This window comes from Streptomyces sp. NPDC031132 (assembly GCF_055570595.1).
On the sequence record NZ_JBVIGX010000002.1, the window covers coordinates 261,709 to 283,214 of the forward strand.

Genomic DNA, 21,506 nt, shown 5'->3' on the forward strand with positions numbered 1-21,506 from the left:
GTTTTCCTCTCCCCTACCCCTCAGTACATTGACGCCATGTCTAATACGCCGCTCGCGCCCGCCCCCGTGGCGTCGGAACACATGGAGCTCAAGGCGCGGAACGTGTCCTTCGGCTGGGAGGACACCCCGCTCCACTGGCTGCCCGGCGACCCGTTCGCCACGCACACCATCAACGTGCTGCACCTGCTGCTGCCCGCGGGCGAGCGCTGGTTCGTACACGTCTACAAGCAGGTGCTCCCGTACATCAAGGACGAGCAACTGCGCGCGGACGTCGTCGGGTTCATCGGCCAGGAGGCCATGCACGCCGCCGCACACGACGACGTGCTCCCCCACCTGAAGCGACTGGGCCTGGACCCGACCCCGTACACGGCGCAGGTGGACTGGCTCTTCGAGAAGCTGCTCGGCGACCGGACGCTGCCCCCGGGCAAGGCCCGGCACTGGTGGCTCATGGAGCGGGTCGCGATGATCGCGGCGATCGAGCACTACACGGCGTTCCTCGGGAACTGGGTGCTCAACGCGGAGGAACTGGACCGCCGGGGCGCGGACCCCGTGATGCTGGACCTGCTGCGCTGGCACGGCGCGGAGGAGGTGGAGCACCGCTCCGTGGCCTTCGACCTGTTCATGCACGTGGACGGCGGCTACCGCCGCCGGGCCCGGACCTGGGCCACCGCGTTCACGGCCCTCGTCTTCCTGTGGCAGCGCGGCGCCCGCTTCTTCATGGAGAACGACCCGGAGCTGCCCTGCGCCAAGGCCTCGCTCGGCCAGTTCTTCCGCGCGGGCCGGCAGGGCACGCTCCCCTCGACGGGCGCCATGCTCAAGTCGATCCCGACGTACCTCTCCCGTACGTACCACCCCTCCCAGGAGGGCTCGACGGCCCAGGCCGTGGCCTACCTGGCCTCCTCCCCCGGCGCGAACGGCGGTGCCACCGCATGAGCCGCACCCTGAAGGTGGCGGCGCTGGCGGGCGCGGCCCTGCTGACCCGCCGCGCCCTGCGGGGGCGCATCGCCCGCTCCCCGCTGTGGCCCCTCCCGGCACTGGAGACCCCGATCTCGGGGCACTCCCCGCGGCGTTGGCTGCCCGCCCTGATCGTGTCCCGTACGGAGCCGGCCGACGGGGTCATGGCCCTGACCCTCGAATCCCCGGAGCTCCCGCCGTGGACCCCGGGCGCGCACGTGGACGTACGGCTCCCCTCGGGCCTGGTCCGCCAGTACAGCCTGTGCGGCGACCCGGCCGACGCGGGCCGCTACACGATCGCGATCCGCCTGGTCGAGGACGGCCGCGGCGGATCCCGCGAGGCGCACGCCCAGCTGCCGGAGGGCGCGGAACTGGCCGTACGCCCACCCCGCAACCGCTTCGAACTGGAGCCTTCTCCCTCGTACGTCTTCGTCGCGGGCGGCATCGGCATCACGCCCATCCTCCCGATGCTGCGCGAGGCCACGGCTGCCGGCGCCGACTGGACCCTGATCTACGGCGGCCGCACCCGATCCTCGATGCCGTTCGCCGGTGACCTGGCGGCCTACGGCTCCCGCGTCACCATCACCCCGGAGGACGAGGCGGGCCTCCCCGACCTGACCGCACTCACCTCGACGGCCCCCGACACCCTGATCTACTGCTGCGGCCCGGCCCCCCTGATGAAGGCGGTCGAAGCAGCGGCCGCACCCCGCACCCCGGTCCGCTCGGAGCGCTTCACCGCCACCCCGACCACCGCAACCTCGCACCCCTTCACGCTGGAACTCCACCGCTCGGGCCGCACGATCGAGGTGGCGGCGGACGAATCCGCCCTGGCCGCGGTCCGCCGGGAGCTCCCCGCCACCCCGTACTCCTGCGAACAGGGCTTCTGCGGCACCTGCCAACACCGCGTCCTCGCAGGCGAGGTCGACCACCGCGACACCCTCCTCACGGACCGGGAACGCGAGGACTCGATGCTCCTCTGCGTCTCCCGCGCCGAGGACGACCACCTGGTCCTGGATCTCTGAGCCCTGCTGCGGGCCCAGTAGGGTGTCCGCATGACTACCGGGACGCGGCGCAGGATGGGTGTCGAGGAGCGGCGGCAGCAGCTGATCGGGGTGGCCCTGGAGCTGTTCAGCCACAGGTCGCCCGACGACGTGTCGATCGACGAGATCGCGGCGGCCGCGGGGATATCCCGGCCGCTCGTCTACCACTACTTTCCGGGCAAGTTGAGCCTGTACGAGGCAGCGCTGCGGCGGGCCGCCGACGAGCTCGCGCAGCGGTTCGTCGAGCCCCAGGAGGGGCCGCTCGGGGCGCGGCTGGTACGTGTCATGGGCCGCTTCTTCGCGTTCGTCGACGAACACGGGCCCGGGTTCTCGGCGCTGATGCGCGGCGGGCCCGCGGTCGGGAGCAACCGGACCAACGCGATGATCGACGAGGTCCGGCAGGCCGCGTACGAGCAGATCCTCACGCACATCGGGATCGAGAAGCCGCCCGCGCGCCTGGAGCTCGTGGTGCGGTCCTGGGTGTCGCTGGCGGAGTCCACCGCGCTGATCTGGCTGGAGGGGCGGAAGATCCCGCGGGCCGAGCTGGAGCTGCAGCTCGTGCACGACTTCGCCGCGCTGGCCGCCGTAAGTGCCGCGTACGACGGGGAGATGGCCGGGATCCTCGGGCGGATCCTCGCCGACGAGCCGGCCGACGGGCCGTTCGGCGAGCTGGTCGGGCGGCTCGGGGGGCTCGTCCCCGCAACGGTGGAGGCCGGGGCGCCCGGCCCCCGCTGACCGGCCCCGGATCGACCGGCCCTCCGGCCCGCCCCCGGTGATCATCCGCGTGATAATACCCGCGTGATCATTGATGACGGGATCTTGTTCCGGCGGGCCGTGGAGAAGGACGCCGCCACGCTGGTGGCCTTGTACGACCAGGCCGCCCGATGGATGCGCAAGCACGGGATCGACCAGTGGAAGCCCGGGGACAAGGACGCCGCGCACTTCCTGGCGAAGATGCGCGAGGGCGAGGTGTGGCTCGCCGGGGACAGCGACGGGCGGATCATCGGCGCGTACGAGCTGTGGTGGTCCGACGAGGAGGCCTGGGGCGTGCAGCCGCCGGTCGCCGGCTACGTGCACCGGCTGATGGTGGAACGCGAAACCGCGCCCGCGGGAGCCGGGCGCCGGCTGCTCGAACATGCCGAGCGCCGGATCGCCGGATCAGGGTTGCCGCGGGCGCGGCTGGACTGCGTCTCCACCAACCCCCGGCTGCTCGCGTACTACCGGGGTGCGGGCTACCGGGTGGTCGGGGAGTTCCCCCACAAGGAGGGCAAGGACGGCCGGGTGTACGGGGTGATCCTGCTCGAGAAGCGGCTCGATCAGCTCACCGTCGTGTGAAGACCGACACGGTGCGGGGCGGGGTCGTGAACTCTCCTGTCCGTGCGTCGTACGCAGCCTGCTTGACCGCGGGGTCGGATCCGGCCGCCTGGACCGGGTGCAGGGCGTAGGCGGTGCCCGCGAGGGCCGGGATGCGCTGGGGCTGGGCGGTGGGCGTGGCGTTGAAGACGACCACCAGGTCGCCGAGGGCCATGGTGATCACCCCCGGGGTCTCGTCCTTGCCGGAGAGCGGGAAGGCCAGCGCGGCCTGGACCGCCTCCGGTGTGGTGAGGGCGAAGGCCGGTTCCGTCGTACGGATCCGCAGCAGGTCGCGGTAGGCCGCCGAGGCTCCGGTGATGTCGGCGCAGCCGGGTGTCGAACGACCGGCCAGCAGGGGCTTCGCGTACAGCCACTTGGAGCCGTTGTCGGCGGCCGGCGGCAGCCCGCGGCCGAAGCCGTTGCCGTCGCGGCAGTCCCACTGGATGGCGTTGAACCAGTCGCCGCTGTCGTAGGAGTTGCGGTCCAGGGACTTCGAGCGGAGCAGGTCCGTGCCCGCCTGGGACAGCGACGGGCCCTGGGAGAGGGTGCCGACGGCCATCGCCAGGACCTGCATACGGGCCTGGTCGGCGGTGGAGGTGCCGTCCGGGAGCTTGTACGTCAGGGCGTCGGCCAGGGTTTCGTTGTCGTGGGCGTCCGCGTAGGCGAGGGCGTCGCCCGGGGCCGCCGCGTAGCCGGCCGGGGAGCCGTTGTAGTCCACCTCGGAGCCCTTGGTGCGCCGTCCGCTGGTGTCCGTGAAGGCGTACGAGGCGAGGTTGCCGGACAGCCCGACCTTGATCAGGTCCTGGGCGTGCAGCAGCCGGGCCCGCTGCTGGTCCGCGGTGCCGTTCGCGGGCGAGGCGTTCGGGGCCGTGAACAGGCCCGAGGCGAAGCCCTGGACGCGCGGGTCCTCGTCGAAGGGGCCGCCGCCGCGGACCGCGTCGCGCGAACGGTCCGAGAAGGTGGCGATGCCGGTGCCGGCCATGTTCTTCTGCGTGGCCTGGACGAAGCGGGCGTCGTCCGCGACCTCGCCGAAGTTCCAGCCCTCCCCGTAGAGGATGATCTTCTTGCCGTCGACGCCGTCCTTGGCGACGGTCAGCGCGTCGAGGGCCCCCCGGACGGCCAGGATGTTCGCCTTCGGGTGGTGGCCCATCAGGTCGAAGCGGAAGCCGTCGACCTTGTACTCCTTCGCCCAGGTGACGATCGAGTCCACGACGAGCCGGCCCATCATGGCGTTCTCGGGAGCGGTGTTGGCGCAGCAGGTGGAGTTGGCGACCGAGCCGTCCGCCAGCAGCCGCTGGTAGTAGCCCGGCACGATCCTGTCCAGCACCGACTTGTCGGACTGGCCGGACGCCACGGTGTGGTTGTAGACCACGTCCATCACCGTGCGCAGGCCGGCCCCGTTCAGCGACTGGACCATCCTGCGGAACTCGACCGTACGGGCCGTGCCGTTGGGGTCACTCGCGTACGAGCCCTCCGGCACGGTGTAGTGCAGCGGGTCGTAGCCCCAGTTGTACGCGTCCTTCGCGGCCGCGGCGGCCACGCAGGCCTGCTGCTCCGGCGAGTCCGGCGCGTACACCTTCAGGTCGCAGGCGGGTTCGGTCCGGTCGGAGGCCTTCTCCGGGATGGTCCCGATGTCGAAGGCGGGCAGGAGGTGGACGTACGAGGTGCCGGACGCGGCCAGCGCGCGCAGGTGCTGCATGCCCGCCGAGCCGGTGTCGGTGAAGGCCAGGTACTGGCCGGGGTGGGTGCTCGTACGGTCCGCGACCGAGAAGTCGCGGATGTGGAGCTCCTGGATCTGCGCCGAGGTGAAGGGGACGGGCGCGGGCTTGCGCAGTGCGCCCCAGCCGGGCGGGGCCAGCTTCGGGTCGGCCAGGTCGACGGCCAGGCTGTACGCGGAATCGGTGGTCAGGGCGGTGGAGTACGGGTCGGTGACCAGGTTGCGGACCACCTGGCGGGTGCTCGGGGCCCACACGGTCACGGCGTAGCGGTACGGCTTGCCGGTCCAGCTTCGCTCGCCGCGCACCGACCAGACGCCGGTGGCGTCGTCGCGGTGCATGGCGACGGTGCGGCCGTCGAGCTCGAGGGCGACCTGCTGGGCGGTGGGGGCCCAGACGGAGAGCGTGGGGCGGCCGTCCTTGAAGACGGGGCCGAGCGCGGCCTTGTTCGCGTACAGGTCGTCGAGTACGCCGGCGAGCTGCACGCCGGTCGCGGCCAGGACGGCGCCGTTCGCGGCGCGGGCGCTCGCGACGAGCTGGCCGCGCAGGGCCTCCCGGACGCGGTCGCGGTCGCGGGGGTCGACGGTGAACGCCTGGTACGCGGAAAGGTGCGGGAACTTCTGCTTCTGCGCGGCGGTGAGCTCGGTCTTGGCCAGGCGCAGCCACTGCGCGCCGGCCGCGTGCAGGATGCCGTTCTCCGCGGTGATCGCGCCGTCGCGGGAGGCGAGGAGCTGGACGGAGGCGGCCGCCGCGGGGGCGTTCCAGGCGAGGGTGTCGCGGTCGATCCAGACGGCCTCGGACTTGGTGAGGTCGAGGGCGGCGGAGGAGCCGGCGGGCTGCGGGAGGAGGTACGGGGCACGGCCGCCCAGCATCCAGACTTCGTGGCCGGTGGCCTTCAGGTCCAGGGACTGGTCGGTGGGGAGGTCCTTCTCGTCTCCCTTGTGGAGGATGTAGCTGAGGCTGGTCGCGCCGGCCGCGAGGGGGACCTCGTACACCGCGCCGTAGGAGTCGGTGCGGACGGGCGGCAGCGGCTTGGACCAGTCGGTGGGGCTCGCGGCGCCGGTCCAGACGTGCAGGCCCCAGCCGTCGTAGGCGCCGTCGGCGCGCTGGTGGTGCAGGACGGCCTTGGTCTGGTCCTGCGGCGGGTAGGCGGGGCGGTCGGTGCGGGCCGCTTCCTTGCCCTGCTCGAGCCAGACCTCGCCGGTCTTCGTCACGTCGAGGGTGCGGTCGGCGGCGACGTCCTTGTTGCCGTCCTTGTCGATGACGAGGTAACCGACGGAGGAGGCACCGGGCTTGAGCTTGACGTGGGCGAAGGCGCCGTACGCGTCGCGGCCGGTGAAGTCGTGGCCGGCGGGCCAGGGCGTGGTTTCGCCGTCGGCGAGGTCACCCCAGGCGTAGAGCCTCCAGTTGGTGTAGTCGCCGTCGGGGCGGTTGTAGTGGACGACCGCGTAGTCGCGCTGGGTGGCGGTCGGGGGCTCCACGGGCGGGACCTGGCCGGAGACGGACTCGGCCGGCGCGCTCGCGGTGCGGCCGGCGGAGTCGACGGCGACGGCCTTGTAGCGCAGCGGGGTGCCGGCCGGGGCGGTGATGTGCTGGGTGACCTTGTACGGGGCGTGGTCGGCGGAGCCGAGGACCTGCCACGTGCCGGTGCCGGTCTGGGCGGCGAAGACGACCCGGTTCAGGCCGCCGCCGGTGACGTCGGCGGACAGCTCGACGGTTCCGGTGGCGCCGGGGGCCGGGGCCTTCAGGGTCAGGGCGGGCTTGGCGGCGGGCGCGGCGAGGGGTGCGGCGCCCTGGAGGACCACCGAGCCGAGGGCGGGGACGGTGACGGTGAGCTTGCCGGCCGCCGAGGACCGGATCAGCGCGGTGCCGCCGTACAGGGTGCGGTACTGGGCGCCGGCCGGGGCGTCGAGCTCGACGGACCGCGCCTCGGTGCCGTTGTTGGCGGCGACCAGGTACTCGGTGCGGCTGCGGGCGTCGGTACGGGTGTCCGTACGGGCGAAGGCGTAGACGGAGCCGTCGGAGAAACGTTCGCTCTGGACGCCGTCCCGCAGGGCCGGGTGGTCCTTCGTCAGCTTCGAGAGAGCACTGATCTGCCGGTAGAGCGGGTGTCCCGGATCGTAAGCGTCGCTCTCGTGCGTGCGCCCCGTTCCGAGCTGGTCGTCGTCCAGGTAGTCGGCGACCTTCGTGGCGAACAGCGGCTGCCGCGCGTCCTTGTCACCGCCGGCGCCCGTGAAGCCCTGCTCGTCGCCGGAGTAGACGACCGGGTTGCCCCGGGAGAAGAACATCAGCTCGTTGGCGAGCCGGTAGCGGTCCAGCAGCTCCTGCTCCCCCGCCCCGGGCCGGTCCTGCTTCAGGAAGCTCCCGAAGCGGCCCATGTCGTGGTTGCCGAGGAAGGTGACCTGCTCGTACGCGTTCGCCTTGTCCGTGGTGTACCGGTAGTCGTCACCCAGTACGGAGCCCAGCCGGGAGGCCGCCGCCCCCTGGGAGGCGTACGCGCGGATCGCGTCCTGGAGCGGGAAGTCGAGGGTGGCGTCGAGGCGGCCCTGCGTCACGTACGGAGAGGTGACGGCGGTGTCGGCGGAGTAGACCTCGCCGAACATGAAGAAGTTCTTCCGGCCGCGCTGGGCGGCGTACTTGTCGAGGGCGGTGGCCCATTGCGTCCAGAACTCGGTGTTGACGTGCTTGACCGTGTCGATGCGGAAGCCGTCGATCGCGAAGTCCTTGACCCACTTCTCGTAGATCTTCTCCATCCCGCCGACGACCTCGGGACGCTCGGTCCACAGGTCGTCGAGGCCGAAGAAGTCACCCTGGTCGGAGGACTCCCCGGCGAAGGTCGAATCGCCCCGGTTGTGGTACATCGTCGGGTCGTTGAGCCAGGCCGGAGCCTTCAGCCCCTTCTTCGCATCGGGCACGAACGGGGTCCGCGGGAAGGACTCGGCGTCGACCTGCGGAAACTTCTTCTTCCCGTCCGCGTAGTCGGCATCCTCGAAAGGCACACCGCCCTTGGTCAGATAGGGAAAGGCCCCCTTCGACAGGTAGGAGTACGACTGCTCCCGGTAGTCGACGACGTCGGCGGTGTGGTTGGTGATGACGTCGAAGAAGACCTTCATCCCCTTCCCGTGCGCCTTGTCGATCAGCCGTTCCAGGTCGGCATTGGTGCCGAAGTGCGGGTCGACCTGCGTGAAGTCGGTGATCCAGTACCCGTGGTACCCGGCGGAGACGTCGGCCCCCTTCCCCTGCACCGGCTGGTTCTTGAAGATCGGCGCCATCCAGATGGCGGTGGTGCCGAGCCCCTTGATGTAGTCGAGCCGGTCGGTCAGCCCCTTGAGGTCGCCGCCCTGGTAGAAGCCCTTGTCCGTCGGGTCCAGCCCGGTCTCGAGCCGGGTGCCGGTCAGGCCGCCGGTGTCGTTGCGCGGATCGCCGTTCGCGAACCGGTCCGGGAGGACGAAGTAGAACTGCTCCCGGGTCAGGTCGTGGCGTGCGGGCTCGGCGGCCAGCTTCGCGTCCGAGGGCGGGGCGGGCGGCGCGGCGGCCGCTGCCGGGAGGGCGGGCAGGAGCGTCACGGCCAGGGCGGCGGCGATCACTCCTGCGGCGGGGCGTATCAAGGCGGGTCTCCTTGTGTACGTGGCACGTGGATGAGGGCCGCCCGGCGGATGGCGGGGCTTTGGGTGCCGGGCGGCCCTGGTCTGCGGAGGGAGGGGTTCAGTTGCGCCAGGTGTCGTTCAGCACGACCTTGCCGCTCGCCGGGACGGTGGCGGCGCGGTTGGCCCCGCTCTCCCAGGTGACGTTCCCGGCGGCGTCCTTGCGGAGGTACTTGTACGAGAATGGGGTCCCGGCCGGGAGCGAGACGTCGAGCTTCCAGACGGGGTAGGCCGCCGGGTCGAGCTTGAGGGCGCTGCCGGTGTTCCAGCCACCGAGCTCGGCGCGGTCCCCGGTGACGTAGACGTTCTGCCCGAGGACGGTGGTGGCGTTGACGGCGAACGAGGCGCCGGCGGCCACCGGCGGCGGAGTGGTCGCGCCGCCGGTGCAGGTACGGGCGTTCACGTGCAGGGCGAGGGCGGTACCGGCTCCGAGGGTCGCGGTGAACTGTCCGGCGGAGTTCACGCTGACCGCACGCCCGCTCTGCACGTCGCAGTAGTCGCCGGCCGGGAGCGAGCTCTGGAAGGTCCGGGTGAGGGCCGCGCCCTCGTGGTTGATGGCGACGTACGCCTTGGCGCCGCGCCCGAAGGCGATCTGGTCGCCGCCGTTGTCCCACCAGTTCGTGACGGCCTGGCCGCGGGCCGCGTTGCGGAAGCCGACCATGGAGGAGATCTCCCGCCAGGCGTGCTGGCACTTCCACCCGTCGGTGTAACAGGCGTTCACCGTGCCGCCGTTCGGCGGACCGGCGTCCTTGTCGGTCCACTCGTACCCGGAGTGCACGTCGGGGGAGCCGTACGGCCAGGCCAGCATGAAGACGCTCGCGAGGGTGTAGGCGGAGCCGTCCTTGTAGTTGAGGGTGTCGCCGACCCGCTCGGTGTCGTGGTTGTCGACGAAGACGGCGGACTGCCCACTCGCCATGTAGCCCCAGGCCTCGCCGAAGTTCTTCAGGTAGGCGAGGTTCTCGTTCTGGAACACCCGCTTCAGATCCCGGGCGTAACGGAACTCCTGCACGTCGCCGTTGCCGAGGTACTCGGAGGGCGAGACGGCCTCACCGGCCCCGTGGATCGCCTCCTGCTTCCAGTACACGCCCGGGTTGGCCAGCCGGGACTTGATGTTGGCCAGGTCGGCGGCGGGCATGTGCTTGGCGGCGTCGATCCGGAAGCCGTCGACGCCCAGCGACAGCAGGTCGTTCAGGTATCCGGCGATCCGCCCGCGTACGTAGTCCTCGCCCGTGTCCAGGTCGGCCAGCTGCACGAGCTCGCAGTTCTGGACGTTGGCCCGGTCCTGGTAGTTGGAGATGGTCGCGCGGCAGTCGTCCATGTCGGAGCCGGAGTAGACCCCGGGGTAGCCGTACTTCGTGTACGAAGATCCACCGGTCCCCACCCCGTCGCCGGCGGCCATGTGGTTGATCACGGAGTCGGCGACGACCTTCACCCCGGCGGCGTGGCAGGTGTCGACCATGGCCTTGAACGCGGCCCGGTCGCCGAGCCGCCCGGCGATCTTGTAACTGACGGGCTGGTACGAGGTCCACCATTGGGAGCCCTGGATGTGCTCCTGGGGCGGCGAGACCTGGACGTACCCGTAGCCGGCGGGCCCGAGCGAATCGGTGCAGGCCTTGGCGACGGACGCGAAGCGCCACTCGAACAGCACGGCCGTGACGTCCTTGTCGCCGGGCGCCGCGGCGACGGCCTGCGGTGCCGGGCCGGTGAGGGCGGCCGCGGCAAGTGCAGTCGTGGCGAAAAGAGTTGCAGCTCTGACGGCTCTGGCAGGCATGCGGGGGGCCTCCTGGCGGAAGAGGTGGGGATGCCAGCGACCGTAGGGGCCAGGTAAGAGCGCTGCAAGAGTTTGCGCAAGAGATTGCAGAATTGTTTCCGGGGCGTGTCCCACGGGACGAACTGTCCCCGCGCGGGACCGGCACCCTCACGGACTGGGCGTACGCCACGGCGGTCGGGCCCCACGGGTCCGACCCCCACTCGAACTGGAACCATGCGCGGGCACTGGCACGCGTGGTGCAGAGCATGGTGCGCACGCTGAACGCGTCCACCGCCGAAACAGCTCTCCGCGCAGGACGCGGAGTTGGGGAAGGCAATGTCCGGTAGGCGCGCGCGGGACACCGTGCGGCATATCGGCGCGGTGCACCACCGCCTATCTCCACCTGTTCGAGCCTGATGCCGTGCAGTCATGTCGGCGGTGTCGCCAGGCTGTGGAAGGCGCCCCCTGATCGCACGCGGCCCACGCAACCCCAGACGGCCGCCGGACGCCGAGCCGGGCGAAGCGCGAGGCGATCTGACGCGTCCGCGGCCCCACCGGAGCTTCCCGAGCACCCGAGCGCTGTCTCCTGCGGCTTGACCCCGCCCCGACCCCGGGCCGCTGGACCATGGGCCCTTCAGGGAGCCGGGCCCTCCCCCGCCCGCATCCGGGGAGGGGAGGGTGGTTCCGCTGGGCCGACTCCGGACGACAGGGGCTCCCGGGCGGCATCTCCGACGAGCTCTCATCGGAATCCGAACCCCCTGGCCATCCTTCGGGGGCTTCCCGGCAGTCTGTTGGCATTCCGGGGCGGGGCGGGCAGTCAAGGGTGGCCGAAGGCCATCGCGAAGCGACGCGAACGAAGAGAGCGCCCTTGACGGCCCGGCACGACACGGAAGGACAGCGGACTGCCGGGAAACCCCCGTACCCCCTCCCGACGCCGCCCGGCCGCGACCGCCCCCAAGCCCGGGGCGGGACAGGCATCAAGGAGCGGACAGGGCCCTCCTCCAGCCGCCTCCCGCCCCACCGTGCAGCCGCGAGGGCGGAGGCCGGGCCCCGTGCCCAGCCGCCTCCCGCCCCACCGTGGCAGCCGCGAGGGCGGAGGGTGGGCAACCACCGGCCGGGCCCTGTGCCGCTCGGGGGTAGAAGCGCGCCCGCGCGGGAAGCCGTACGCACCCGCTCCCGCCCCGCCCCCTACTCCCCCGGGCCCTGCCCCGTCGAGCCTCGGACCACCAGTTCCGGCTGGAACACGTACTCCGTGCGCTGCACCGGGGTGCCGCCCACCGCCTCCAGGAGGGCTCCGACCGCCGCCGTCGCCATCGCGCGCACCGGCTGGCGGATCGTCGTCAGCGGCGGGTCCGTGAAGGCGATCAGCGGCGAGTCGTCGAAGCCGACCACCGACACGTCCTCCGGTACCCGCAGCCCCCGCTCGCGCACCGCGCGGATCACGCCGAGCGCCATCGGGTCGCTGCCGCACACGATGCCGGTGCAGCCGCGGTCCAGCAGGGCTCCGCCCGCCGCGTGGCCGCCCTCCACCGTGAACAGCGTGCGCTGGATGAGCCCCTGCGACTCCGCATCCGGCACGGCTGCGACGAACCCCGCCTCCTTGCGGGCCGACGGGACATAGCGCGTCGGCCCTATCGCCAGGCCGATCCGCCGGTGCCCCAGGTCCTCCAGGTGACGTACGGCCATGTCCGCCGCCGCCCGGTCGTCCGGGGAGATGAACGGGGCGTTGACGTGTTCGTTGAAGCCGTTGATCAGGACGAAGGGGACACCCCTGGACGACAGCCGCTGGTAGCGGGACGGGTCCAGCGTCGAGTCCGCGTGCAGGCCGGACAGGAAGACGATCCCCGTGACCCCCCGCTCCTCGAGCTGCTCCACCAGCTCGTCCTCGGTGGCCCCGCCCGGCGTCTGCGTGCACAGCACCGGCGTGTACCCGTGGCCGGCCAGCGCCTGCTCTATGACCTGTGCGAACGCCGGAAAGATGGGGTTGGTGAGCTCCGGGATCAGGAGCCCCACCAGCCCGTTGCTCCGCCGCCGCAGCCGCACGGGCCGCTCGTAGCCGAGCAGGTCCATGGCGGCCAGCACCTTGTGCCGGGTGCCGGCCGCCACGCCCGCCTTGCCGTTGAGCACACGGCTGACCGTCGCCTCGCTGACCTGGGCCTGCGCGGCGATGTCCGTCAGCCGGAGCGGGGAGGTCACCCCTGCCACCACACCGCCGTGTCGGCCCCGAGGACTTCCACGTCGGTCACGTCGCCGCTGGCGAGCAGCACCGTCCCCGGCGCGGTCATCCGTACGGCCTCGCCCGTCGTGTTGACCGTGCAGACGAACCCCCCGCGCCGGAACGCCAGCACGCCCTCCGGGACCTCGGGCCCCTCCAGCCACTCCACCGCGTCGCCCGCGCCCAGGTCGGAACGCTCCCGGCGGATCCGCAGCGCCGCCCGGTACAGCTCCAGCGTCGAAGCCGGGTCGCCCGTCTGGGCCTCCACGCTCAGGCCCGCCCACTCGGCCGGCTGCGGCAGCCAGCTGCCGCCGTCGCCGAAGCCGTACGGGGCCTGGTCGCCCGACCACGGGATCGGCACGCGGCAGCCGTCGCGCAGCCCGTCCTGGCCGTTCTCCTTGAAGAAGGAGGGGTCCTGACGCACCTCGTCCGGGAGGTCGGTCACCTCCGGCAGGCCGAGCTCCTCGCCCTGGTAGACGTACGCCGACCCGGGCAGCGCCAGCATCAGCAGCGCGGCGGCCCGCGCCCGGGCCAGACCCTGCGCCCCGCCCCCGAACCGCGTCACGTGCCGTACGACGTCGTGGTTGGACAGCACCCACGTCGTCGGGGCGCCCACCGGACGCATCGCGTCGAGCGAGTCGTCGATGGCGCCGCGCAGCGCAGCCGCGTCCCACCCCGTGTTCAGGTAGTGGAAGTTGAACGCCTGGTGCAGCTCGTCGGGCCGCAGGTACAGGGCCGTACGGTCCGCGCTCGGGGTCCAGGCCTCGGCGACGCCGATGCGGTCGCCGGCGTACTCGTCGAGCACCTTCCGCCAGGAGCGGTAGATCTCGTGGACGCCGTCCTGGTCGAAGAAGGGCAGCACCTGGTTGCCGAGCAGCTTGAGCTGCTCGTCGCGGCCGAGGTCGGGCAGGCCGGGGGCCTTCACCAGCCCGTGGGCCACGTCGATGCGGAAGCCGTCCGCCCCCAGGTCGAGCCAGAAGCGCAGGATCGAGCGGAACTCGTCCTGGACGGCCGGGTGTTCCCAGTTGAAGTCGGGCTGCTCGGGGGCGAAGAGGTGCAGGTACCACTCCCCGTCCGGCACCCGGGTCCACGCCGGCCCGCCGAAGATGGACTCCCAGTCGTTGGGCGGCTCCACACCGCCCTCCCCCCGCCCCGGACGGAAGTGGAAGCGCTCGCGCAGCGGGGAGCCGGGGCCCTCCCGCAGTGCCTGCTTGAACCATTCGTGCTGGTCGGAGCAGTGGTTCGGGACGAGGTCCACGATGATCCGCAGGCCCAGCTCGTGCGCTTCGCGGATCACGGCGTCGGCGTCGTGCAGGGTGCCGAACATGGGGTCGATGGCCCGGTAGTCGGCGACGTCGTAGCCGGCGTCGGCCTGCGGGGAGGCGTAGAACGGGCTGAGCCAGACGGCGTCGACGCCCAGCTCCTTGAGGTAGGGCAGTCGGCTGCGGATGCCTTCGAGGTCCCCCATGCCGTCCCCGTTGGAGTCGGCGAAGCTGCGCGGATAGACCTGGTAGATCACCGCTTCTCTCCACCAGCCGGGCCGGGTGCCGGTGGTGGTGGGAAGGCCACTGTCCGAAGTCAGTGCGTCGGCGAGGTGCTGGGTCATGTCGTCCTTGGAGAGATCGGGCCGGGGGTGAGAGGGGGCAGGCAGGGGGGTCGGCCCTGGGTCGCGAGAGGGGCGTCAGCCCTTGGTCGCGCCTGCCGTCATCCCGGCGACGAGGTGACGCTGGGCGAAGAGGAAGAAGATGGCCGCGGGGATGGCGATGAGGACCGAAGCGGCGCTCATCGCACCCCAGTTGGAGGTGTACTGCGTGACGAAGGTCTGCAGGCCCCCGGCGAGCGTGAGGTGTTCGTCGCCGACCATGAAGGCGGAGGCGTACGCGACTTCGCCCCAGGCGGTGATGAACGAGTAGAAGCCGGTGACGGCGAGGCCGGGCTTGGCCAGCGGGAGGATGAGGCGCCAGAAGGTGCCGAAGGGGTTGAGCCCGTCGACGCGGCCGGATTCGTCGATCTCGACCGGGATGGTGTCGAAGAAGCCCTTCATCATCCAGGCGCAGAACGGCACCGCGATGGTCAGGTACGTGATGATCAGCCCGAGCGGCTGGTTGAGCAGCCCCAGGTCTCCCATCAGGTTGTAGAGCGGGACGATCAGGATGGCCATCGGGAACATCTGCGTGACGAGCAGGGTCCACATGAGCGGCTTCATGCCCGGGAACTTGAACCGGCTGACCGCGTAGCCCGTCGTGGCGGCGATGAACACGCCGAGGACGGTGGTGATGCCGGCGACGAGCACGGAGTTGCCGAACCAGGTGAAGAAGGAGGTCGACTCCACCAGGTAGCGGTAGTTGTCGAAGGTCGGTTCCTTCACGAAGTCCGTGGAGATGGCGTGCTTCGCGGGCTTGATCGAGGTCAGCAGGACCCACAGCACCGGGAAGACGGCGATCACGGACGCGACGATCAGGGTGGCGTGCAGTCCGGCGGACGCGAGCGGCGATCGCTCGCCCCGCTTGCGCACGGAGACCCCGGTCGTCACGGGGCCGGCCTTCACGGTGCCGGTCGCCGCGGTGTCGGTCGTGGCAGTGTCGGTCGTCATGGTCACCACACCTCTCCCTGCTTGCGCAGCGAGCGCCGGTAGACCAGCGCGAAGATCATGAGCAGGGCGAGGATGAGCACGCCCCAGGTCGCGGAGCCGGCGAAGTCGCGCGGGCTGGCCACGAAGGCCTCGCGGAAGGCCTGGGTCACCAGGATCTCGGTGGAGTCGCCCGGTCCGCCCCGCGTCAGCAGGAAGATCACCGGGAACATGTTGAAGGTCCAGATGGTGGAGAGCAGGATCACGGTCATGCTCACCGTGCGCAGCCCGGGCAGGGTGATGTGCCGGAACCGCTGCCAGGCCGTGGCGCCGTCCATCTCGGCGGCCTCGTACAGCTCGCCCGGGATCGACTGCAGCCCGCCGAGCAGGGCGACCATCATGAAGGGGACGCCGAGCCAGACGTTGACGGCGACGACGGAGAACTTCGCCCACGTCGGGTCGTCGAGCCACGGGATCGCGGAGATGCCGCCGCCGTCGAGGATCTTGTTGAGGATGCCGCTGTCGCGGTTGAAGAGGAACCGCCAGGCGAAGACGGAGACGAAGCCGGGGACCGCCCAGGGCAGGATGAGTGCCATCCGGTAGGCGGCGCGGCCCCGGAAGTCCCGGTTGAGCATGTTGGCCAGGGCCAGTCCGAGCATGAACGTGATCGACACGCACAGGACGGTCCACGTCACCGTCCACACCAGCCGCTGCAGGAACACCGGGTCGGCCAGGACGTCCGCGTAGTTGTCGAGGCCGACGAACTTGTACGTGGCCTCGATGTGGTTGGCGCCGATGGTACGGCCGACGTTGCGCTCGTTGGCGTCGGTCAGCGACAGGTAGATGCCGCGGACGAGCGGCCAGCCGATGATCACGCCGAGGACGAGCACCACCGGGGCGACCATGGCCCAGGCGTACCAGTGGGTGGCCAGGGCGCGCCCCAGTCCACCGCGCTTCCCGCTGTCAGTCCTGCGGCTCCGGCCGCGGGCGGCGACGGTGTCCTCCCCGTCGCTGCCCGCGGCCTTCGCCACCGACTGGCTGGTGTGAGCAGCCATTGTCTTTTCTACTTCCAGCCCTTGAGGATCTTGCGGAACTCGACGCCGGCCGCCTTGGCCGCGTCCTCCGGGCTCGAGGCCCCGGTGATCGCCTTGGTGTATTCGACCTTCAGCGGCTCGAAGAGGGAGCCGTTCTCCGGGATCCAGGCGCGCTCGACGGCCTTGTCCACCGCCGGCTTGAAGAACTGGACCATCTCGCTGGACTTGACGTCGGGCTGCTCGTAGGCGGCGGTCCGCGTCGGGAGCAGGCTGAGCTCCTTGGCCGACTGCACCTGCACGTCCTGCGAAGTCATGTACTCGATGAAGGCGTGCGCGGCGGCGCGGTTCTTGGAACCGGCGTAGACGGCGAGGTCGTGGCCGCCCTGCGGGGCGCCGGCCTTGGCGGAGCCGGCCGGGACGGCGGCGACGCCGAGGTTGGCCTTGTCCTTGAACTGGTCGCCGGCGTAGGTGTCGGCGACAGCCCACGGACCGTTGATCATCATCGCGGCTTCGCCCGACTTGAAGGCGGTCTGCATGTTGACCCAGCCGTCGGTGGCGTTGGTGATCGCCGCGCCGGAGGTGACCAGGTCGCGGGCGGTCTTGAACGCCTTGACGCCGGCCGCGTTGTCGACGGTGACCGTCTTGTTCTTCGCGTCGACCAGGTCGCCGCCCTCTCCGTAGATGAGGGGGAGGAACCAGTAGGAGTCGTCGCCGCGCAGGTAGAGGCCGGCCTTGCCGGTCTTCGCCTTGATGGCGGCGGCGGCGGTCTTCACCTCTTCCAGCGTCTTGGGGGGCTGGACGCCGGCGTCCGCGAGCATCTTCTTGTTGTAGAAGAGGCCGAGGGTGTCGATGACCTGCGGTACGGCGTAGGTCTTGCCCTCGTACTTGCCGCTGGCCGCGGCCTGCGGCAGGAACTCGGCGTCGACCTTCTTGGACGTCTCGGCGGGGACCTCGTCGAGGTAGCCGAGGGAGGCGAAGTCGGCGACCCAGCCGACGTCCGCGCGGATCACGTCAGGGGCTTCGGAACCGCTGCTGAAGGCGTTCTTGACCTTGTTCTGCGCGTCGCCGTACGGGACGTTGACGTACTTGACGGTGACCTTCGGGTGCTTCGCGGTGAACGCCTCGGCGATCTTCTGGAAGCTGGCCTTCTCGGCGTCGTTCGAGGTGTCCCACCACGTGACCGTGCCGGAAAGCTCGCCGCCTGCCTTGGCCTCGCCGGCTGCGTCCTTGTCGTCCCCACCGCAAGCCGTCGCCGCGAGCGCCAGGGTCGCGACCAGCGCGGTGGCCGCTATGCCACGCCGCATATGAACTCCTTCGATGATCCCGGCCGCTCCCTCGCGGTCCCGAGTTGCAGGGAACGTAACAAGCCTGAAAGCCGACCGAAAGAGCTTGCGGCAATTTTCTGCAAGCGAGGCCGATCGTTACATCCGTGTGTCCTGACGGTTGCCGCGGCTTGCTGGTTGTTCGAACTTCCTTCGGGTCATCAGGCCCGCAACCAGGGGGCATGTACCCGCGTTGACACCGGTATGACCCATGAGCTGACCGCATCCCGGCTTGCAAGCGCTTCCAGCAAGGCGACCGAAAGTGTCGGCTGGTGGCGCGATGCCGTCATCTATCAGGTGTACGTACGGTCCTTCGCGGACAGCGACGGCGACGGCGTCGGCGACCTCCGCGGGGTGCGCACGCGCCTGCCCCACCTGGCCCGGCTCGGGGTCGACGCCGTGTGGCTCACCCCCTTCTACGTCTCCCCGCAGGCCGACGGCGGCTACGACGTCGCCGACTACCGGGCCGTCGATCCGCTCTTCGGGGACCTCTCCGACGCCGACGAGCTCGTCCGGGCCGCCCACGCGCTGGGCCTGCGGGTCATCGTGGACGTGGTGCCCAACCACACCTCCGACCGGCACGTCTGGTTCCAGGAGGCCCTCGCCGCGGAGCCGGGGAGCCCGGCCGGGGCGCGGGCCCGGGCCCGGTACCACTTCCGTCCCGGACGCGGACCGCGCGGGGAGCGGCCGCCCAACGACTGGGAGTCCGTCTTCGGCGGGCCCGCCTGGACCCGGACCCCGGACGGCGCCTGGTACCTGCACCTCTTCGCCCCCGAGCAGCCCGACCTGAACTGGGAGCACCCCGAGGTCGCGGAGGAGTTCGCCTCCGTCCTGCGCTTCTGGCTCGACCTCGGCGTCGACGGCTTCCGCATCGACGTCGCCCACGGCATGGTCAAGGCCTCCGGCCTGCCCGACATCGGCCGCGGCGCCCAGGCCACCCTGATCGGCACCGAGCCGCTCCCCTTCTTCGACCAGGACGGCGTGCACGAGATCCACCGCTCCTGGCGGCGGCTGCTCGACTCCTACTCCTGCGATCTTCGGCCCGGAGGCGGCCCCGGTCCGCGCATCGGCGTGGCCGAGGCCTGGGCGCCGACCTCCGAGCGGCTCGCCCTGTACGTCCGGCCCGACGAGATGCACCAGGCCTTCAACTTCCGCTTCCTGAACTGCCCGTGGGACGCCCGGGCGATGCGGACGGTGATCGACGAGTCCCTGGCCGCCACCGCCTCCGTCGGCGCCCCCACCACCTGGGTGCTCTCCAACCACGACGTCGTACGCCATGTCACCCGCTACGGAGGCGGCGCACAGGGCCTGGCCCGGGCCCGGGCCGCCGCGCTGCTGATGCTCGCCCTGCCCGGGTCGGCGTACCTCTACCAGGGCGAGGAGCTCGGCCTGCCGGAGGTCGCGGACCTCCCCGACGCCGTACGCCAGGACCCCGCCTTCCTCCGCACCGCCGGGCAGGACGGACTGCGCGACGGCTGCCGGATCCCGATGCCCTGGTCCGGCGAGCGGCCCCCGTACGGTTTCGGCCCGGCCGGCAGCTGGCTCCCGCAGCCCGCGGACTGGGCCCCGCTGAGCGTCGCCGCCCAGACCGGCGACCCGCACTCCACCCTCGAGCTGTACCGCGCCGCCCTGGAGCTGCGCCGCGCACTGCCCGGCCTCGGCTCCCCCGATGCGGGCCCGCTGACCTGGCTGCCCGCCCCCGAGGGCGTCCTCCTCTTCACCCGGCCCGGCTTCGCGTGCACCTTCAACAGCCGGTCCGAGCCGCTCGAACTGCCCTCGCCGGGACGTCCCGTACTCTCCAGCGCGCCGGTGGAGACGGACGGCCGGACCGTGCTGCTGCCCGCGGATTCGTGCACGTGGTGGGCGTTGTGAGCCGGGGACCGGTACAGTCCAATCCCGTGACCGCACGGCTAGCCGACATCGCAGCCCAGGCGGGGGTCAGCGAAGCCACAGTCAGCCGCGTGCTCAACGGCAAGCCCGGTGTGGCCGCAGGCACCCGCGAGTCCGTGCTGGCCGCGCTCGACGTGCTCGGCTACGAGCGCCCCGTGAAACTGCGCCAGCGCAGCGCGGGGCTCGTCGGCCTGATAACCCCCGAGCTGGACAACCCGATCTTCCCGGCGCTCGCCCAGGTCATCGGCCAGGCCCTGACCCGGCAGGGGTACACCCCGGTGCTGGCCACGCAGACGCCCGGCGGGTCCACCGAGGACGAGCTGACCGAGATGCTGGTGGACCGCGGGGTCTCCGGCATCATCTTCGTCTCCGGACTGCACGCCGACACCACGGCCGACATGGGCCGCTACGACCAACTCCGCGGGCAGGGCGTTCCGTACGTCCTCATCAACGGGTTCTCCGACAAGGTGCAGGCCCCCTTCGTCTCTCCCGACGACCGCGCCGCGATGCAGCTCGCCGTGACCCACCTGACCGCGCTCGGGCACACCCGGATCGGGCTCGCGGTCGGACCCAAGCGGTTCGTGCCCGTCCTGCGCAAGATCGAGGGCTTCCGGCTCGGAATGAAGGAGCGGCTCGGCCTGGACGAAGCCGAGGTCGAGGAGCTCATCCAGCACTCCCTCTACACACTGGAGGGCGGGCAGGCCGCCGCGGCCGCGCTCATCGCGCGCGGCTGCACCGCCATCGTGTGCGCGAGCGACATGATGGCGCTCGGGGCGATCCGGGCGGCCCGGCAGCAGGGGCTGCGGGTGCCGCAGGACGTCTCGGTCGTCGGCTTCGACGACTCGCCTCTCATAGCGTTCACCGATCCGCCGCTCACCACCATCCGGCAGCCCGTGCTGGCCATGGGGCAGGCGGCGGTCCGCACGCTCCTGGAGGAGATCGGCGGTACGCCGGCCCCGCACAGCGAGTTCGTGTTCCTGCCCGAACTGGTGGTCCGCGGATCCACCGCCTCCGGTCCGCAGCAACGTAGGGGACCGTCTCGTCCCCAGGGGTGAGCAGCTGCGCCGGAGACCCTCCCGAGGGATGATCGAAGGCGAGAACGCATCTGGCAGACTCTTTCCCCATGGGTGAATCGAGCGTGAAGACACTGGAAACCCGGACGGAAGTCTCGTCACCCCACGTGACCGAGAGCGATGCTCGTCCGGGCGATCAGCGCACCCATTTGTCCCGGTTGCGGGCCCCGCGCCGGCCCCGGATCTGGTTCGAGATCCTGCTCATCGGGGTCAGTTACTGGACGTACTCGCTCATCCGCAACGCGGTTCCCGAGCAGAAGGCGGACGCCCTCGCGAACGCCGACTGGCTGTGGGACCTCGAGCGCACCCTCGGGATCGCCGTGGAGCAGTCGGTCAACCACGCCGTGAACTCGATGACGTGGCTGATCGTCGGCATGAACTACTACTACGCCACGCTCCACTTCATCGTGACCATCGGCGTTTTGGTCTGGATCTACCGCTTCCATCCGGGGCGCTACGCGGCGACGCGCCTGGTCCTGTTCGCCACCACGGGCGTCGCCCTGGTCGGCTACTACTTCTTCCCGCTCGCGCCGCCCCGGCTGATGAACGGGCAGAGTTTCGTCGACACCGTGCTGGTCCACCACACCTGGGGCTCCATGGCCTCCGGCAACCTCAAGCACATGTCGAACCAGTACGCGGCCATGCCCTCCATGCACATAGGGTGGTCGCTCTGGTGCGGGCTGACGATCTTCGCGGTCGCCTCCGCCCCCTGGGCCCGGATCCTGGGCCTGCTCTACCCGGCAACCACCCTCGTGGTGATCGTGGCCACCGCCAACCACTTCTGGCTCGACGCCGTGGGCGGCATGCTCTGCCTGGCCTTCGGCTACACGGTCTCGCGCAGCTGGTACGGCTCGCTGCCGCACCGGCTGCCGCGCGAGCCCGAGTACGCGGGACCGCACCCGGCGTCGGCCCTGCTGAACCGCTTCCGCTCCGGCCGCTGACCGGCC

The 21,506-nt window shown here is 71.1% G+C and carries 14 protein-coding genes; 7 read left to right on the top strand and 7 right to left on the bottom strand.

Features of this window, described 5'->3' with window-relative positions; translation table 11 throughout:
• Positions 1-36 precede the first annotated feature (36 nt).
• From ACZ49B_RS04225 to ACZ49B_RS04240, 4 genes are all read left to right on the top strand, one after another.
• Complete coding sequence (locus tag ACZ49B_RS04225; RefSeq protein ID WP_468300247.1) at positions 37-933, top strand: metal-dependent hydrolase; 897 nt, start codon at positions 37-39, stop codon at positions 931-933.
• Positions 930-1,976: a PDR/VanB family oxidoreductase gene (locus ACZ49B_RS04230; protein WP_468300249.1), complete on the top strand. Its 1,047-nt coding sequence runs from the start codon at positions 930-932 to the stop codon at positions 1,974-1,976. Before ACZ49B_RS04225 ends, ACZ49B_RS04230 begins: the two co-directional genes overlap by 4 nt.
• A gap of 30 nt (positions 1,977-2,006) precedes the next feature.
• A complete protein-coding gene (locus tag ACZ49B_RS04235; RefSeq protein WP_468300251.1) occupies positions 2,007-2,729 on the top strand; it encodes a TetR/AcrR family transcriptional regulator in 723 nt (240 codons plus the stop codon).
• A 63-nt stretch (positions 2,730-2,792) separates the two neighbouring features.
• Entirely contained in the window at positions 2,793-3,329 is a 537-nt protein-coding gene (locus tag ACZ49B_RS04240) for a GNAT family N-acetyltransferase (protein WP_266994084.1), read from the top strand.
• On the opposite strand, the gene pulA is transcribed toward ACZ49B_RS04240, so the two are convergent.
• The 7 genes from pulA to ACZ49B_RS04275 all read right to left on the bottom strand — a co-directional run bounded on the left by pulA (position 3,316) and on the right by ACZ49B_RS04275 (position 17,578).
• The gene (pulA, locus tag ACZ49B_RS04245) at positions 3,316-8,670 is read right to left on the bottom strand and encodes a pullulanase-type alpha-1,6-glucosidase (RefSeq protein ID WP_468300253.1); all 5,355 of its coding nucleotides are present in this window, start codon (positions 8,668-8,670) and stop codon (positions 3,316-3,318) included. The two genes, ACZ49B_RS04240 and pulA, sit on opposite strands and share 14 nt — an antisense overlap.
• 97 nt (positions 8,671-8,767) lie before the next feature.
• On the bottom strand, positions 8,768-10,477 hold the full coding sequence (locus ACZ49B_RS04250; protein ID WP_468300255.1) for a carbohydrate-binding module family 20 domain-containing protein: 1,710 nt from the start codon (positions 10,475-10,477) through the stop codon (positions 8,768-8,770).
• 1,167 nt (positions 10,478-11,644) lie between these two features.
• On the bottom strand, positions 11,645-12,661 hold the full coding sequence (locus tag ACZ49B_RS04255) for a LacI family DNA-binding transcriptional regulator (protein WP_468300257.1): 1,017 nt from the start codon (positions 12,659-12,661) through the stop codon (positions 11,645-11,647).
• Positions 12,649-14,277, bottom strand: coding sequence for a glycoside hydrolase family 13 protein (locus ACZ49B_RS04260; RefSeq protein WP_468300259.1), 1,629 nt, complete (start codon positions 14,275-14,277; stop codon positions 12,649-12,651). The genes ACZ49B_RS04255 and ACZ49B_RS04260 overlap by 13 nt, the downstream gene beginning before the upstream one ends.
• A 75-nt stretch (positions 14,278-14,352) precedes the next feature.
• Positions 14,353-15,264, bottom strand: a complete 912-nt coding sequence (locus tag ACZ49B_RS04265) for a sugar ABC transporter permease (RefSeq protein ID WP_468300261.1) — start codon at positions 15,262-15,264, stop codon at positions 14,353-14,355.
• Positions 15,265-15,266: 2 nt separating this feature from the next.
• On the bottom strand, positions 15,267-16,295 hold the full coding sequence (locus ACZ49B_RS04270; RefSeq protein ID WP_468300263.1) for a carbohydrate ABC transporter permease: 1,029 nt from the start codon (positions 16,293-16,295) through the stop codon (positions 15,267-15,269).
• Positions 16,296-16,303: 8 nt separating this feature from the next.
• A complete protein-coding gene (locus tag ACZ49B_RS04275) occupies positions 16,304-17,578 on the bottom strand; it encodes an extracellular solute-binding protein (protein ID WP_468300265.1) in 1,275 nt (424 codons plus the stop codon).
• A gap of 222 nt (positions 17,579-17,800) precedes the next feature.
• Here ACZ49B_RS04275 and ACZ49B_RS04280 point away from each other — a divergent pair, with 222 nt between their 5' ends.
• The 3 genes from ACZ49B_RS04280 (at position 17,801) to ACZ49B_RS04290 (ending at position 21,500) form a co-directional block, all read left to right on the top strand.
• Positions 17,801-19,468 carry a glycoside hydrolase family 13 protein gene (locus ACZ49B_RS04280; RefSeq protein ID WP_468300267.1) on the top strand — a complete coding sequence of 556 codons (1,668 nt, stop codon included), beginning with the start codon at positions 17,801-17,803 and terminating at the stop codon, positions 19,466-19,468.
• A gap of 26 nt (positions 19,469-19,494) precedes the next feature.
• Positions 19,495-20,541: a LacI family DNA-binding transcriptional regulator gene (locus ACZ49B_RS04285; protein WP_468300269.1), complete on the top strand. Its 1,047-nt coding sequence runs from the start codon at positions 19,495-19,497 to the stop codon at positions 20,539-20,541.
• Positions 20,542-20,609: 68 nt separating this feature from the next.
• Positions 20,610-21,500 carry a phosphatase PAP2 family protein gene (locus tag ACZ49B_RS04290; RefSeq protein ID WP_468300271.1) on the top strand — a complete coding sequence of 297 codons (891 nt, stop codon included), beginning with the start codon at positions 20,610-20,612 and terminating at the stop codon, positions 21,498-21,500.
• Positions 21,501-21,506: the final 6 nt, after the last annotated feature.